The sequence below is a fragment of the Streptomyces sp. NPDC001617 genome, from assembly GCF_053596855.1.
Map to the genome: position 1 here is coordinate 60,779 of NZ_JBSFHA010000042.1, position 14,359 is coordinate 75,137.

Genomic DNA, 14,359 nt, shown 5'->3' on the forward strand with positions numbered 1-14,359 from the left:
CCCCCTTCAGTCCCGGACGTCCTCCCGCCTGACCGTGCACAGCGCCCAGATCACGAACCCGTACAGGGCGATCAGCGTCAGCGACCAGACCGGGTAGTACGGGATGGACAGGAAGTTGGCGATGATCAGCAGTCCCGCGATGCCCACCCCGACGACCCTTGCCCAGGTGGCCGCGGTGAACAGGCCGAAGCTCACGATCATGGCGATCACCCCGAGCGTCAGCTGGATCCAGCCCCAGCTCGTCAGGTCGAACTTGAAGACGTAGTTGGGGGTGTTGACGAAGACCTCGTCGTCGGCGATCGCCATGATCCCCCGGAAGAGATCGAGGGTGCCGGCGATGAACAGCATCACGGCGGCGAAGAGCGTCAGCCCTGTGGCAGCCGCCTGAACGCCGGGCGACCGGTGGTGGGTGGTGGTGGCCATTGCAGGACCTCCATGGCTCGTGCGGCTGCGGCTCGCAGCCGCTTGTGATCAGGCTTCCCCCTGACCGGCCGCCCCGTCGTCACCCCTGAAGGGTGATGAGCGGTTTGGCCGGACGCATGCTCAGGCGACCCGAGCGGTGATCCGGTCGGCCTTCACCGCCTTGGCGAAGACTTCGTAGTCCCGTTCGTTCTGGTCGGCGTACGCCTCGGCGAACTCCACCAGGGCCCGGTCGAAGGAGCTTCCGGTTCCCAGGTAGGCGGCGAGGGCGACCGGATCGCCCGAGCGGGCGTGGGCGCGGGCCAGCGAGCCACCGCACAGGCCCGCGTACAGACGCAGCATGTCGGGCGGCATGGTCTCGGGCAGGGGCGTGCCTTTCCAGTCGCGCAGCTGCCTGACGTAGAAGTCGCGCAGCCGGCCGTCCATACCGATGACGCGTTCCCAGCCGAGGAAGATGTCGCTGTTCGCCTGCATCAGCCGCTGCCCGGCGACGACCCGCTTCCCCTGGTTGTCGTACCTGCTGGGTCCGCTGTACGGGGCGAGAACCGATTCCCCGGCCTCCTTGGCCTGCAGCAGCAGCGGATCACCGTCGTCCCGGCCTTCCATGAGGACGATCCAGCAGCGGGTACCTACGCTCCCCACCCCGACCACCTTGCGCGCCAGGTCGACCAGACGGAAGCGTTCCAGAAGGCTCCGGCGTTCGGTGGAGAGGCTGCGCCCGTAGCCTCCGATGAGCCTTACGCAGGCTCTGTTCGAGTTCCTCGCGCTCGGTGCCCGGAGCCAGGTCACCGATGGGGGTGATCAGGGGCGGGTCGGCGGCGATCCGTCGTACACCGTCGACCACGTGGGTGAGCTTGCCGGAGACTTGGAGGCTGTCCCGGGTCCGTGCCTTGGCCACGGCACGGGACGTGCGCCGGCGGATCTTCTTGTCCTGCAGCAGCGCGTTGAGCTGGTCGGCGTCGTCCTGGGCGTACCAGACGTCCAGCGTGCGCATGCCGGCGAACAGCCGCATCCGCTCCCGGTACAGCTTCACCGATTCCTTGACGACGGCGGCGCGCTGCCGTCGTCGAACCCGTTCGCGCGGGCCGCGACGGCGAAACTGGCGGCCAGCCGCTTGACATCCCATTCGAAGGGGCCCGGCAGGGTCTCGTCGAAGTCGTTGATGTCGAAGACGAGGTGCCGTTCGGGAGACGCGAAAAGACCGAAGTTCAGAAGGTGGGCGTCACCGCACAGCTGGACCGTGACGCCGGTGTCCGGCATCCGGCCGAGGTCGGCGGCCATGATCGCGGCGGCACCCCGGTAGAACCGGAAGGGGGACTCCACCATCCTGCCGTACCGGATGCGCACCAGTTCGGGCACCCGCGTGACGGCTTGCCGATCGAGGACGTCGACGGGGTCCAGCCGCTGCTCGGCCGGGACGAACCGTGCGTGGCTCGACCGGGGCACGAGGGAACGGACCGCTCTGCCCTGCGCGACTCGCTCGGCCACGGTGAGGTGGCTGCCGGCCTGGTTCGTTGCTGTCATCGCGGCCTCCCTGTCGCCCGCGTCTCCGTATCCGGGAGGCGGCGCATCTCTTCGACACGCAGCCCCAGATTCTGGAAACGCAGGAGCAGTCCGTACAGATGCGCCTCGTCCGTCACCGAGCCGAAGAACAGCGTCTGCTCGGAACCGGACTTCGTGGCCAGCTCCGGGAACGCCTCGGCCATGGCCACGGAGACGCGACCGTCGACACGGAACTCATAACGCATGCCGACACCGCCCTCTCTTGCGCGCTGTGCCCCTGTTCCTCGCATGCTGCCCGCCCCGCGGTCACACCGGATCACCCGTACGAGGTGACTGGACGGCCTCGCGTCGGGCACGAACTCAAGGTTCGACCGACCGTCCGCCAACCGGCTGACCTCCGTGGCGGGTCGAGGATCGAGCGCCCCGACCGCTGAGACGATGCGCGCATGGCACCACGGGAAGGCAGTCCTGAGAGGCCGGCGGCCGCACGACTCGTCCTGCTGACACTCGCGTCCGGCCAGTTCCTGATGGCCCTCGACAGCTCCGTCATGAACGTCTCGATCGCGACGGTGGCCGACGACGTGGGCACGACGGTGACCGGGGTCCAGGGAGCGATCACCGCCTACACCCTCGTGATGGCGATGTTCATGATCCCCGGCGGCAAGGTCGGCGCGCTGATCGGCCGCAAGTCCGCATTCATGATCGGTTGTGTCGTCTACGGCTGCGGATCCCTGACCACGGCCCTCGCCCCGAACCTGCCGGTGCTGCTGTTCGGCTGGTCGTTCCTCGAGGGGCTCGGTGCGGCGCTCATCATGCCCGCGATCGTGGCGCTGGTCGCCGGCAACTTCGGTGTCGAACGCCGACCTGCCGCCTATGGACTCGTCGCGGCCGCGGGAGCCGTGGCGATCGCCGTCGGACCGCTCATCGGAGGCGTCGCGACCACGTACTTCTCCTGGCGCTGGGTGTTCGCCGGCGAAGTCGTGATCGTGCTCGGCATCCTGGTCCTCGGCCGCCGTATCGCCGACGCGCCGACCGAGAGCCGCCCCCGCCTCGATCTCGTCGGCACGGCGCTCTCCGCCCTCGGACTCGGGACCTTCGTCTACGGCGTGCTCCGCTCGGACGAATGGGGCTGGTTCCGGCCGAAGCCCGACGCGCCTTCCTGGCTCGGCATCTCACTGGTCGTCTGGCTGATGCTGACAGGGCTGCTCCTGGTCAGACTGTTCCTCTTCTGGGAGGCGCGTCTCGTGGAGCAGCGCAGGGATCCACTCGTGGACCCGGCGCTCCTGCGGAACCGACAGCTCACCGGCGGGCTGACGATGTTCTTCTTCCAGTACCTCGTACAGATGGGCGTGTTCTTCCTCGTCCCGCTCTACCTGTCGGTGGCACTCGGCCTGTCCGCACTCCAGACGGGCGCGCGGATCCTGCCGCTCTCGCTGACGCTGCTGGCCGCCGCGATCCTCATCCCGCGTTTCCTTCCGGACGTCTCGCCGCGGCGGGTGGTCCGGCTCGGGATCCTCGCACTGCTGGCGGGCGCGGTGGTCCTGATGGCCGCGCTCGACGCGGACGCGGGGGCGGAGATCGTCACCCTCCCCCTTCTGCTGATCGGGCTCGGCATGGGCGCACTGGCGTCCCAGCTCGGTTCGGTCACCGTGTCCGCGGTGCCGGACGAGCAGAGCGCGGAAGTGGGCGGCATCCAGAACTCCGTCACCAACCTCGGGGCCTCGATCGGAACGGCACTCGCCGGGTCGATCCTGATCGCCGTGCTGACGAGTTCGTTCCTGGCCGACATCGAGCAGAACCCGGACATCCCGGCTGACGTCAAGAGCACGGCGAGCGTTGAACTCCAGAGTGGCGTGCCCTTCCTTTCGGACGCCCAGCTCGAGGCCGCCCTCGACGAGGCGGGCACGAGTACGAAAGTGACGCAGGCCGCGCTTGACGCGAACGCCGCGGCACGGCTCGACGGCCTGCGCGCCGCACTCGCGATCCTCGCCCTCACCTCGCTGCTCGCCCTGTTCTTCACCCAGCGCATCCCGACGACCCAGCCTCGCTCCACGTAGGCCGTCCCCATGGCGATGCGCCGCGAAGGGCACGAAAATGGGACTGGACAGGAGCCGCCCGATCATCGGCCACGGCCTCGCCCTCCGAGGGACGACTCATCCTGAGCGTGCTCGACGCCAGCAGGTGACCGGCGGACTCGTCGAAGACTCCGCACGCCGCGAGCGGGACACCGAGAGGTTCCCGCAGACGCGGGCAGGAACACAGGTGATCGCTCATGTGCCGATGGCTCGCTTACTCGGGAACGCCCCTGCTTCTCGACACCATCCTGTACAAACCGACCCACTCACTGATCGATCAGAGTCTGCACTCCCGACTGGGTGTCGAGACGACGAACGGCGACGGTTTCGGCGTCGGATGGTATGCGGAGGAAGACATCGACACCCCGGCCTTGTTCAGGGGCATCGGCCCCGCCTGGAACAACCGCAATCTGAGGGAGCTCGCGGATCATGTCCGCTCCCCCTTGTTCTTCGCCCATATCCGGGCGTCGACCGGCACGGCGGTGCAGGAGACGAACTGCCACCCGTTCCGGCACGGCCGTTGGATGTGGATGCACAACGGTGCCGTCTCGGATTTCCACCTCGTGCGCCGTGACTTGTGCCTGCTCGTCGACCCCGGGCTGTACTCCGACATGGAAGGATCGACGGATTCGGAGGTGATGTTCTACCTGGCGCTCACCTTCGGCCTGGACAAGAACCCGCCGGAGGCCGTGTCCCGAATGGTGGGAGCGGTGGAGCGCTGCGGCCGTGACCACGGTGTGGAATTCCCGCTCCAGATGACCGTCAGCGTGACCGACGGCGCATGCGTATGGGCTTTCCGCTACTCGAGCCAGGGCGCTTCCCGGTCGTTGTTCTACAGCACCCGCGTGGACACGCTGCGCACGCTGCACCCCGATACGGCGTTCCTGCGCGAGGTGTCCGACGAGACCCGGCTCATCGTGTCCGAACCCCTCGGCGACCTGCCGGGCGCCTGGAACGAGGTGCCGGAAGGCAGCTACGGCGTCGTGGGACCCGGGGTCGACGAGCTGCGTCCCTTCGCTCCGGAACCGGCGGCGTGACCCGAGGCCCCCGGCCCGCCTCAGGACGCTTTTGTGGCGGACCGCTTGGCGCTTTTGCTCCTGTCGGTGCCCGTGCTGCTTCGACCCGGCTTGGCGGCCGCGTTCTTCCGCGTCGTGGCCTTCTCCGGTCCTGCGACCGTCCGCGCCGACGCTTTCCGGGCCGGAGCGGTCGGCCACTTGAACTCGATCTCCAGCTCGATCTCCCCGTCACCGACCTCGACCTCTATCTCGCTGCGAAGGTCGTCCGGAATCCGCAGGCTCAGCGTTCCGGGGCCGAGTTCAAATTCAGCCTCCCCGCCTTCCTTCAACGCAGCTGCGAGTGCGGCGAGTCGGTCAGCCGCCTCCATGCGTGACAGCGAACTCTTCTGCTCGAACTTGAAGTCCTTCATGAGTGTCTCCGATCCGGAACAAGCAGGCCATCACGCCAATTCTGAGGCCATGCGAGAGATCGGACATCTCAGGGCGGGGCGAAGCGCCGGCCATGAGCGCCCCCGTGCGCGAGGTCCGAATGGGTCTTACGGTTGAAGAGAGGCGTCCACATGCGCGGAACGCGGATCACTCGGTCCGTCCCGCCTCAATTCCCCCTCGCGCTCAGAACTCACCAGGAGGACATAGACATGTCCACTGCATCGGAGACCCCTGTCCTGGACACCCTCGCTGCCATGACGGTCGACTCGATCGAGCGATGCGGGCTGGCCCCCGACATGCTCATCCTCACGCGCATCGCGGCACTCGCCGCCTCGGATGCCCCGCCCATCTCCTACGTGGCCCACATCGACCCCGCCCTCAAGACCGGCCTGACCGCCGACCAACTGCAGGACGTCCTGGTCGCCATCGCGCCCATCGTGGGCACCGCCCGCGTCATGACGGCGGCAGGCCACATCGCCACGGCACTCGGCATCGCCATCGCCGTCGCCGATGCCGAGATCGAGGGCCAGAGCAAGGGCCAGGGCTGAGAGCAGGCACCCACCGGCATCAGCGCCCCGCACAGGGCACGTCGGGCAGAAGAAGGCCACGCCGGCCGACCTTCCGCCCGACGTGCCCCTGTGCGGGGCGCCCCAAAGGCCGCAGGAACCGCGCAGTCAGGTCCACCAGAGACGTGATCCCTCGATAGCCTCGCGGCGCGCACGCGTCCACGTGTCATGCGCCGCCGCGGCCTGCGCGAACGCGCCACGCTCTCCTCGCGCGGTCGGCTGGGCCGCAGCCTCACGCCACTCGGTTCCCAACCTGCAGTCGCGAAGGGCCACCTGGGCGGACAGCCGACGGATCATGAGTCCTTCGAGCATCTGGACGGCCCTTGTCGATCAACGCCTGCCCTTGTGTCCAACCCACGTCCCGAACGTGTTCCCGGAAGGACAAGCCCAGTTGGGCGCCAAGACGATCGTCCCGCCTCGGGAGTGGGCCTGGAACTCGCACGCAGCGGACTCACCTTCCAGCGCGCAGAGACTCCGCGCAGTCGTTGCGTGGATTGCGCTCTGGCGGAGGTTGTCGGAGTTGCCGCGCGTGCTGGTCAAGTTCCGTCCTGGCTGCGGGTGATCGCATCAGTGCCGGCGTCGGCGCCGGTCCCGCGGACGGTCTGCGGGGGCCCGTGGCGGACTTGCCGCAGCCCAGGCAGGGGTTGCCCTGCGCACATGTCGGACGGTGCCTGGTGAATGCGCTCAACTGGAAGTGCAGGCTGTGACTGCCGGACGGTCCTTGTGCCCGCAGCGGGAGCCGCGAGTCCAGCACGGCATCCCAGACATGAAGCTCAGACGGCTCAGCTGTGCGTCCTGCCGCCGGTCAGCAGCCCGCAACCCGAGATCATGACCGCCCGCCGTCATGCGCGACGGACTCCTGCCGACGCCCCGGCGCAGGGCGCCGGCTCAAGAACCCTTTCGCCGAGGCGTACCCGCGCGGCATCTGCCCACGCGCTCTGGACACTCGGACGGCTGACCTTCTCGTCGTGCAGACACGGCTTGCGTGGTGGCGGGTCAACTCGGACGCGGAATATGGAACACCGTGCCGCCCTTGGGCCGGCGCAATATCCGCGCATGCACGGGGCAGATGGCGGTTCTTGTCCGTTCGGCAACGGATCCTTGGTGCCGGAGCACTTCGGGGCGGAGATTGGCATGGCCAGTCCGGGAGCATGGCGCACCACTCGTGCGGCATGGTCGCGAAAGGAAGCTCTGTGAACGCCACGACAACCACCGCACCGGTCGCCGCCTTGCCGGATCGTCGTACGGCCACGCTGGTCATGGCCTGTGTCGGTGTGTTCGTCGCCTATATGCCGGTGACCACCGTGTCGGTCAGCCTGCCCGCGATCCAACGGGCGTTGCACGCGCCGACCTCCCAACTGCAGTGGGTGACGGACGCGTTCGTACTGCCGATGGCCGCGTTCATCCTGACCGCCGGGGTGCTGGGGGACGTGCACGGCCGCAAGAGGGTGTTCCAGGCGGGCCTGCTGTGCTCGGCCGCAGGTGCCGCCACCGCGCTGAGCGCCCACTCCATTGAGGTGCTGTGGGCCGGGCAGGGCCTCGCCGGCCTCGGTGCCGCGGCACTGCTGCCGACCACGCTGGCGCTGATCAGCCATGCGGTGCCGGACCCGCGCGAGCGCGGCAGGTACGTGGGAATGTGGGCAACCGCCCTGTCTGCGGCCCTGGCCTCCGGCCCGCTGATCGCCGGCGGCATCCTGGACCATGCCGCCTGGCGCTGGATCTACCTGCTGCCGATCCCCGTCTCACTGATCGCCCTGGCCGCGTCGATACCTCTCCTGGCCGACTCCCGGGCGCCGCGGGGGCGACGGCTGGACTGGCTCGGGCAGCTCACCGCCGCGGTGGCGGTCACCGCGCTCGTGTACGGCGTCATCGAGGGCGGCGCCGGTTCGTTCACGGACACCGAGGTGCTGGTGGCCCTGCCACTGGCCGGCCTCGCCGCCCTCACCTTCGTGATGGTGGAACGGCACAGCCCGAGCCCGATGCTGGATCTGAGGCTGTTCCGCAGCCCCGGCTTCGTCGGCGCCACGCTGGTCGCGATGATCACCTTTCTCGGGCTGATCGGCTTCTACTTCGTGATGAGCCTGTACTACGGCGTCGTCCAGCGGCTGACCACGCTGGAAGCGGCCGAGCGGATGATCATGGTCAGCGGGGCGACGTTGGTCATCGGCCCGCTGGTGGGCCGACTGACCCGGCACGTCACCGCCCGAGTGCTGATCACGGGCGGTCTGCTGGTGGCCGCAGGGGCTTTGCTGTCCTTGACGGGCGCCGAGGCCCACACCTCGCTGGGTGCGCTGTCATGGCGGCTGGCGCTGCTGGGGCTCGGCCTGGGTTTCGTGATCACGCCGATGACGAACACGGCTGTCAGCTCCGTGCCGTTCGAGCTGGCGGGCATGGCCTCGGCGGGCAGCAACGCGTTCCGCCAGTTGGGCGCGGCGCTCGGCCCGGCCGTACTGGGCGCCGTCTTGTCCGCACAGGCCACGAGCACGCTGCCCGGGCACCTCGCGGATGCGGGGCTGAACGGGGCGACGGCCCGGCGCATCACCGATGCCGTCGCCGACAGCGGCCTGAGCGCGGTTGGCCGCATGCAGCTGGGCGCCGACCGCGGACGTGCTCTGACGGCGCTGGGCGAGTCGTTCCTCGGCGGACTGAGACTGTGCCTGACCGTCAGCGCCGGTCTGCTCCTGCTGGCCGCGCTGGCGGCCGCGGTCCTGATCCGCCGCCCGCGTCCCTCGGCCGTACCCAACACCGGGACGGCATACGGCGGGACGCCGAAGGCGTCGCCCGACCAGGCGACGCGCACCACCGCGGACACCGCACACCTCCCCTCGGCCTGCCGACCGCCTGGCCCGCGGCTCTCGGGCCGGGTGCGCGACGCAGACGGGAGCGGCATGGCGGGCGCGACGCTGACCCTGGTCTCACCGATCGGACGCCGGCTGGGACGGACCGTGGCGCGCAGCGACGGCACCTACCACCTGGACGCTCCCGGGTCCGGGGCGTACTTCCTGGTCGCGGCGGCTTTCGGCCACCGGCCGCAGGCGCGGCCCCTGCTGCTCGGGGCGGAGCCGACGGCATACGACGTCGTCCTGCCCCCGGCCCGCGGGCTGGCGGGCACGGTCACCGACGAGAAGAACCGGCAGCCCCTGGAGGCAGCCGCCGTGACCGTGACGGACGTGCACGGCGCGGTGCTCGCGGCCGGCCTGACCGACGAGCACGGCCGATTCGCCTTACGGGAACTGCCGTACGCCGACAGCACGGTGGAGGTGCGGGCGACCGCCACCGGCTTCCGGCCGGCCGCGCTTCCGATCCGGCTGTCCGACGCCGGCACCGCCAAGGTGCATCTGCCACTGCGGCCGAGCGCGCGGCTACGAGGAACCGTACGCGGCGGCGCCGGCCGCACGCCCCTGGCGGATGCGCGGGTGACGCTGGTGAACGCCGTCGGCGATGTCGTGGCCGACGTGGCCACCGCGACGGACGGCGATTACGCCTTCACCGATCTCGACGCCGGCGAATACACGGTCATCGCAGCCGGCTACCCGCCCGTGAGGGTGCACCTGACGGTGGACAGCGGCCACGACCAGGACGGTCTGGACCTCGAACTGGCCCATCCCGATACCTGACCGACGCCTTCACAGACGTACCGGACCGGCCTCTTGAGCGGAGCAGCCGTACCGGTACGGGCGCCCTCCGGGACGGGACGGCGCCCCGCGCGAGACCCGGGACCGTACTCCCCCAACGGGTCCCGGGTCTCCCCGCGACAGACAGACATCGGGCCCCGGCCGCCCTCCCCGACACCGATCCACGGAGCAGGACATGACCGCGGCCTCCCCGGAACGCGACGCCCTCGACACACTCGACCTCAAGCTGCTGCAGGCCCTCCAGATCGACGGGCGCGCCTCGTTCAGCCGTATCGGAGCCGTGCTCGGCGTCTCCGACCGAACGGTCGCCCGCCGCTTCCACCGGCTGTGCACCCTCGCGAACCTGCGGGTGGTGGGCATGACCGACGACCGCAGGCCGGGCGGGGGCAGCTGGATCGTCCGGCTGGGCTGTGTGCCCGATGCCGCCGAGAGCCTGGCGGACACGCTGGCCCGGCGCTCGGACACGGTCTACGTCGCCGTGGCCTCCGGAGGCACCGAGGTGGTGTGCGGTGTGCTTGACGGGGACGGGCTCGTCCTGGACCGGCTCCGGCGCAGTGCCCAGATCTCCTCCGTCAGCGCCCACTGTCTGCTGCGTTCCTTCCATCAGGGCCCGCTCGGCCGGGTCCCGCGCATCGATGCGCTCACCCCGGAGCAGGAGGCCGCGCTGCGCCCTCCGCCCGCGGAGCCGTCCGGCGGACCAACCCGGCGGCCGGCTGTGGACGATGTGCTCCTGGCGGCGCTGCGACACGACGGACGAGCTCCGCTCACCGAACTCGGCCAGGTCACTGGCCAGTCGGAGTCGGCCGTCCGGCGCCGGCTGGAGCGTCTGCGCTCGGCCGGTGTCCTCCACTACAGCGTGCAGTTCGACCATGAGCAGCTCGGCCACGGGTTCCGGGTGCTGCTGTGGCTCACCGTCGCCCCCGCCCACCTGACCCACGTCGGGCACGAACTCGCCGGCCACCGCGAGGTGAGCTTCGCCGCGGCCGTCACGGGCGACTCCAACATCGTCGTATCCGCGCACTTCGCCACGCACAGAGAGCTGTACGCCTACCTCATCAGCGGCATCCGCGGCGTCGAGGGCATCGGGAGGGTGGAGACATCGTCCGTCCTGCGCCAGGTCAAACAGCTCGCACACCCGTAGGGGCGGTTGCCCGGGGAGATTGCAGCGCCCTGTCGGCGTCGAGGCAGGCCCACCGGACTGGTTCGGGCCACGACCTGCGCGGGCTTCGTCCATGGCAGGTGGTGCCCGGCGCCCGCGTCGAAGTCCGTCGCCACAACGCACGGGCAGACCACCTGCGTCCGGACCGCCGTCCCCCGGAGTCCGTCGACGAGACGGCGAGCGAAGGCGACGGTCGCGGCCTTCGCAGCGTGCAGAGGTGATGGTGACGACGCTGCACTCGCCTGCGGCGACCAGGCCGGGCAGGACCGCACGCACCAACGGACCGGCGCCACGGCGTTGAGGGTAAGCAGGCGGTCGGCCTCCTCCAGGTCGACTTCGGCCGGCGCGGTATCCGACCACGCCGGCGTTGCCGACCAGTAGCCGGACGTCCCGGACGGCCCCATGCGGGCCGTCACCGCGGAGCCGTTGCGTCTGCCGGGTCCGCCGGGCCGGACCTCCACAACACCGCGGAGCCGCCCGCAGGACGCCGGCCTGCTGACCGCGCTCCTCGGCCGGGTCACGGACTCCGCGCCGGAGGCGTGAGCCGCAAGGGGCCTGCCCGGGCGACCGGCTCGGCGTACGGCGCGTTCCATGCTTCGGCAACTCATACAAACGTCTACCGTCGCCGGTACGCCGTGCACCCGCACGCACCAGGCCCCCGCGGCGGCGGAGGGCGGAGACGACCGCGGTGGCCGCGTCCCGTTCCGGGTGTTAGGGGAAACCAAGCCCGAGGTCGAGGGCGATCTGCCACCCGTCGGCTCCACGCCTGACCAACTACCCTACGCCCCAAGGAAGTTCGGGGCAGATGCCGGCGACGACATCTGTATGGACGGCGTGCCGGGCCATCACCCTGCTCGGTGCCCGCCACGGAGTCACCGCATACGGCACCCCGGACGCGGCGACAACGTCGGCACGGCACGGGGGCGGGGCATCGCCCGCGCCGGTGTGACCGGCCCGGGCGATGCCCCGCCCCTGGTACCGCCCGGTCAGCCGCGCCGGTGTCCCACGGGCTGAGCGGTGCCCGCCGCCCGGGCGTTCTCGGCGGAGGCGCCCGGGCGGTCGTGCTGTGCCGTGCCTGCGCCCTTCGCCGCACCCCCCGCGGCCTGCTTGGGACGGCGCAGGAGGGTGACCGCGCACCCTGCCGCGATCAGCACCAGCACCGCCGCCACGATGAAGCACAGCCGCATGCCGTCGATGAGGGAGTCGCCCAGGGCTCCGTAGACCTGGCCGGCGGTGGAGCCGAGGTTCATCCCGGCGACCGCGCCCAGGCCGCCGTCCTTGGCGGTGGCGACGATGGTGTGGGCCTGGGTGCCGGTCACGCCCGAGTCGGCGAGGTGGCCGGGCAGGGTGTGGACGGCGCGGGTGGACAGCAGGGCGCCGAGGACGGCCGGGCCGAGCGCGCCGCCGACCTGGCGGAAGGCGTTGTTGGCGGCCGAGGCCATGCCTGCCAGATGGTGCGGCACGGCGGCGACGGCGGTGGCCGTCATCGGGGTGGTGACGAGGCCGAGGCCGATGCCCAGCACGATCAGCCGCCAGGCGATGGAGCCGTAGGAGGTGTGGGCGTCGAGGTTGGTCATGGCCAGCAGGGGCCCGGCGATCAGGAGCAGCCCGACGGTGATCATCCAACGTGCCGGGACGCGGTGCATGAGGCGTCCGGCCGGGTCACCGGCCACGATCGCGGCGGCGGGGACCAGCAGCAGGCGCGCGCCGGCCTCCAGGGTGCCGAGCTGCTGGACCATGCCGAAGTACAGGCTGAGGACGAAGAAGAAGCCGATCAGCCCGAGGAAGGTGATCAGGGCGATGAGGGCGGTGGCGGTGAAGGCCGCGCTGCGGAAGACCGCGAGGTCCAGCATGGGGCTGGCGCTGCGCTTCTCGGCCACGACGAACGCGATCAGCGCGACGACGCCCAGTGCGAGGGCGGCGACCACCTTCGGCGTGGTGAAGGAGTCGGCGCCGCCCTCGATCACGCCGTAGACCAGGGCGGTCACGCCGACGGCCGCGGTGATCTGGCCGGGCCAGTCGAGTTTGCGTCCGTGCGGGGCGCGCGAGTCGGTCAGCAGCGGGGCGGCGATGGCCAGCGCGAGCAGCGAGAGGGGGACGGACAGCAGGTAGATCCAGCGCCATGAGTAGTGGTCGAGGATCACGCCGGCGATGACCGGGCCGACGGCCAGGGCCGCGAGCAGGGCCATGGCCCACATGCCGATGAACTTGCCGCGCTCGCGGAAGTCGGGCACGGCGTGGCTGATCAGCGCGAGCGTGGTGGGCAGCAGCGCCGCCGAGCCCAGGCCTGCCAGGGCCTGTCCGGCCCACAGGGTCTGGATGTTGTGTGCGCACAGGGCGACCGTCGCACCGGCGGCACTGAAGAACAGGCCGGCCTGGAAGACCTTCTTGCGGCCGTGGACGTCGCCGAAGACGCCGGCGGTCAGGATGAAGGCGGCCATGGGCAGGACGAACGCGTCCTGGACCCAGGACAGTTGGGCGGTCGAGGTGTTCAGCGACCGCTGGATGGCGGGCAGGCTGACGGCAACCGTGGTGATCGGCAGGTAGGCGACGAACACGCCGAGGCAGGCCATGACGATGGTGGCCGCCCGCCTGTCCGTCGACCCGCTCGCCGGTGTGGTGACGTTCACGGAAATTCTCCGTTTTCTCCCGTACGGCGTGGTGCGCCGCAGTCGGTTGGGTGGGGAGGGGTGGGTGGTGCTCAAGGGCCGCCATGCTGAAGCAGGCAGACCCTGCCTGGGGGACGCGGCCGGTGGCGTCCCACCAGACGTCGGTGGGTGATGGCGCCCTGCGGCTTACGCCGTCGGGCCGAACTCCGCCCGGTACGCGGCCAGATGGGCGCGGAACTCGGGATGAGGACGGACGCGCCTGAACGGGCCGCCAGCGACGGTGACACGGATCCGCCTGACCGGGTCGCCGGGATCGGCGCGGACGACCTCGACCTGCGTGCCGACCTCGGCGTCGGCGACGTTCAGCACCGTCGGGGAGAGCATCTTGCGGAAGTAGTGGCTGTCGCCGTGCCAGGGCAGGAAGGACAACTCACCGATGTAGCGGGTCTGCTTCCACGACAAGCTCTCGTCGAGCCAGTCGGTGTGTGCCGGCTGGCCGAGGAGCTTGGCGAGGACGTCGAACGGGGCTGTCGAGCGGAAGGCGTCGGCGGTGAGGTCCACGGGGACGGATGCCTCTCTGGGCAAGTGGTGCTGCTCGTGTGCGGTGGTGTAACCGGATCGTCGGCACAGTGCGGTCCAAGAGGCCCGGAGCGCCGGCGGGGGATGCGAGGACGGCGCTCCGGGCCGGTCAGGGACCGACGCCGACGCTCCGCCGGGCAGCCCCCACGAGGGCCGTGGCGGGCGCCGGGGCCATGTCACCGATCACCCGCTGGATGCGAGAGAGACCGGCGTGTGGGAGCGCCGCCCGGTGGGACGGCACCACGCCCGCCGCGGTGAGGTGCGTCAGCAGGACGAAGGTGCCGATGCAGGCCGCCGTCGGCGCCAGCCGCGTACCCATGGGAGTCACGCCCTTTCTTCTGGACACGACCAGCATCCGCCTCATAGCC

At 70.5% G+C, this 14,359-nt stretch carries 12 protein-coding genes and 1 pseudogene; 6 read left to right on the forward strand and 7 right to left on the reverse strand.

The genetic code is table 11. The annotated features are described in order from the left end of the window. Positions 1-6 precede the first annotated feature (6 nt). The 3 genes and pseudogenes from ACWC09_RS28700 to ACWC09_RS28710 form a co-directional block, all read right to left on the reverse strand. Positions 7-423 carry a DUF7144 family membrane protein gene (locus ACWC09_RS28700; protein WP_450853756.1) on the reverse strand — a complete coding sequence of 139 codons (417 nt, stop codon included), beginning with the start codon at positions 421-423 and terminating at the stop codon, positions 7-9. Between the two features lie 120 nt (positions 424-543). Further along, positions 544-1,944: pseudogene (locus ACWC09_RS28705) on the reverse strand (DUF2252 domain-containing protein). After that, positions 1,941-2,168, reverse strand: coding sequence for a hypothetical protein (locus ACWC09_RS28710; protein WP_450853758.1), 228 nt, complete (start codon positions 2,166-2,168; stop codon positions 1,941-1,943). Before ACWC09_RS28710 ends, ACWC09_RS28705 begins: the two are co-directional and overlap by 4 nt. A gap of 201 nt (positions 2,169-2,369) precedes the next feature. On the opposite strand from ACWC09_RS28710, the gene ACWC09_RS28715 reads away from it, so the two are divergent. Continuing rightward, the gene (locus tag ACWC09_RS28715; RefSeq protein WP_450853760.1) at positions 2,370-3,980 is read left to right on the forward strand and encodes an MFS transporter; all 1,611 of its coding nucleotides are present in this window, start codon (positions 2,370-2,372) and stop codon (positions 3,978-3,980) included. 215 nt (positions 3,981-4,195) lie between these two features. Continuing rightward, positions 4,196-5,035 carry a class II glutamine amidotransferase gene (locus ACWC09_RS28720; RefSeq protein WP_450853762.1) on the forward strand — a complete coding sequence of 280 codons (840 nt, stop codon included), beginning with the start codon at positions 4,196-4,198 and terminating at the stop codon, positions 5,033-5,035. Between the two features lie 20 nt (positions 5,036-5,055). On the opposite strand, the gene ACWC09_RS28725 is transcribed toward ACWC09_RS28720, so the two are convergent. Next, positions 5,056-5,424 (reverse strand): amphi-Trp domain-containing protein, encoded by a 369-nt coding sequence (locus ACWC09_RS28725; protein ID WP_450853764.1) that lies wholly within the window; start codon positions 5,422-5,424, stop codon positions 5,056-5,058. A 228-nt stretch (positions 5,425-5,652) separates the two neighbouring features. On the opposite strand from ACWC09_RS28725, the gene ACWC09_RS28730 reads away from it, so the two are divergent. The 4 genes from ACWC09_RS28730 (at position 5,653) to ACWC09_RS28745 (ending at position 11,346) form a co-directional block, all read left to right on the forward strand. Further along, complete coding sequence (locus ACWC09_RS28730; protein WP_450853766.1) at positions 5,653-5,991, forward strand: carboxymuconolactone decarboxylase family protein; 339 nt, start codon at positions 5,653-5,655, stop codon at positions 5,989-5,991. 1,277 nt (positions 5,992-7,268) lie between these two features. Beyond that, positions 7,269-9,626: an MFS transporter gene (locus tag ACWC09_RS28735; protein WP_450853798.1), complete on the forward strand. Its 2,358-nt coding sequence runs from the start codon at positions 7,269-7,271 to the stop codon at positions 9,624-9,626. Positions 9,627-9,819: 193 nt separating this feature from the next. Then, positions 9,820-10,785, forward strand: coding sequence for an Lrp/AsnC family transcriptional regulator (locus tag ACWC09_RS28740; RefSeq protein ID WP_450853768.1), 966 nt, complete (start codon positions 9,820-9,822; stop codon positions 10,783-10,785). A 420-nt stretch (positions 10,786-11,205) separates the two neighbouring features. Beyond that, complete coding sequence (locus ACWC09_RS28745) at positions 11,206-11,346, forward strand: hypothetical protein (protein WP_450853770.1); 141 nt, start codon at positions 11,206-11,208, stop codon at positions 11,344-11,346. A 443-nt stretch (positions 11,347-11,789) separates the two neighbouring features. On the opposite strand, the gene ACWC09_RS28750 is transcribed toward ACWC09_RS28745, so the two are convergent. From ACWC09_RS28750 to ACWC09_RS28760, 3 genes are all read right to left on the reverse strand, one after another. Next, positions 11,790-13,433: an MFS transporter gene (locus tag ACWC09_RS28750; RefSeq protein ID WP_450853772.1), complete on the reverse strand. Its 1,644-nt coding sequence runs from the start codon at positions 13,431-13,433 to the stop codon at positions 11,790-11,792. 165 nt (positions 13,434-13,598) lie between these two features. Continuing rightward, positions 13,599-13,997, reverse strand: a complete 399-nt coding sequence (locus ACWC09_RS28755) for a hypothetical protein (RefSeq protein WP_450853774.1) — start codon at positions 13,995-13,997, stop codon at positions 13,599-13,601. A gap of 103 nt (positions 13,998-14,100) precedes the next feature. Beyond that, a complete protein-coding gene (locus ACWC09_RS28760; RefSeq protein WP_450853776.1) occupies positions 14,101-14,310 on the reverse strand; it encodes a hypothetical protein in 210 nt (69 codons plus the stop codon). Between the last annotated feature and the right edge of the window lie 49 nt (positions 14,311-14,359).

Bases quoted from the DNA above. Each gene is read 5' to 3' on its own strand.
- ACWC09_RS28700 (WP_450853756.1), bottom strand. From the start codon at position 423: ATGGCCACCACCACCCACCACCGGTCGCCCGGCGTTCAGGCGGCTGCC.
- ACWC09_RS28710 (WP_450853758.1), bottom strand. From the start codon at position 2,168: ATGCGTTATGAGTTCCGTGTCGACGGTCGCGTCTCCGTGGCCATGGCC.
- ACWC09_RS28715 (WP_450853760.1), top strand. From the start codon at position 2,370: ATGGCACCACGGGAAGGCAGTCCTGAGAGGCCGGCGGCCGCACGACTC.
- ACWC09_RS28720 (WP_450853762.1), top strand. From the start codon at position 4,196: ATGTGCCGATGGCTCGCTTACTCGGGAACGCCCCTGCTTCTCGACACC.
- ACWC09_RS28725 (WP_450853764.1), bottom strand. From the start codon at position 5,424: ATGAAGGACTTCAAGTTCGAGCAGAAGAGTTCGCTGTCACGCATGGAG.
- ACWC09_RS28730 (WP_450853766.1), top strand. From the start codon at position 5,653: ATGTCCACTGCATCGGAGACCCCTGTCCTGGACACCCTCGCTGCCATG.
- ACWC09_RS28735 (WP_450853798.1), top strand. From the start codon at position 7,269: ATGGCCTGTGTCGGTGTGTTCGTCGCCTATATGCCGGTGACCACCGTG.
- ACWC09_RS28740 (WP_450853768.1), top strand. From the start codon at position 9,820: ATGACCGCGGCCTCCCCGGAACGCGACGCCCTCGACACACTCGACCTC.
- ACWC09_RS28745 (WP_450853770.1), top strand. From the start codon at position 11,206: ATGCGGGCCGTCACCGCGGAGCCGTTGCGTCTGCCGGGTCCGCCGGGC.
- ACWC09_RS28760 (WP_450853776.1), bottom strand. From the start codon at position 14,310: ATGGGTACGCGGCTGGCGCCGACGGCGGCCTGCATCGGCACCTTCGTC.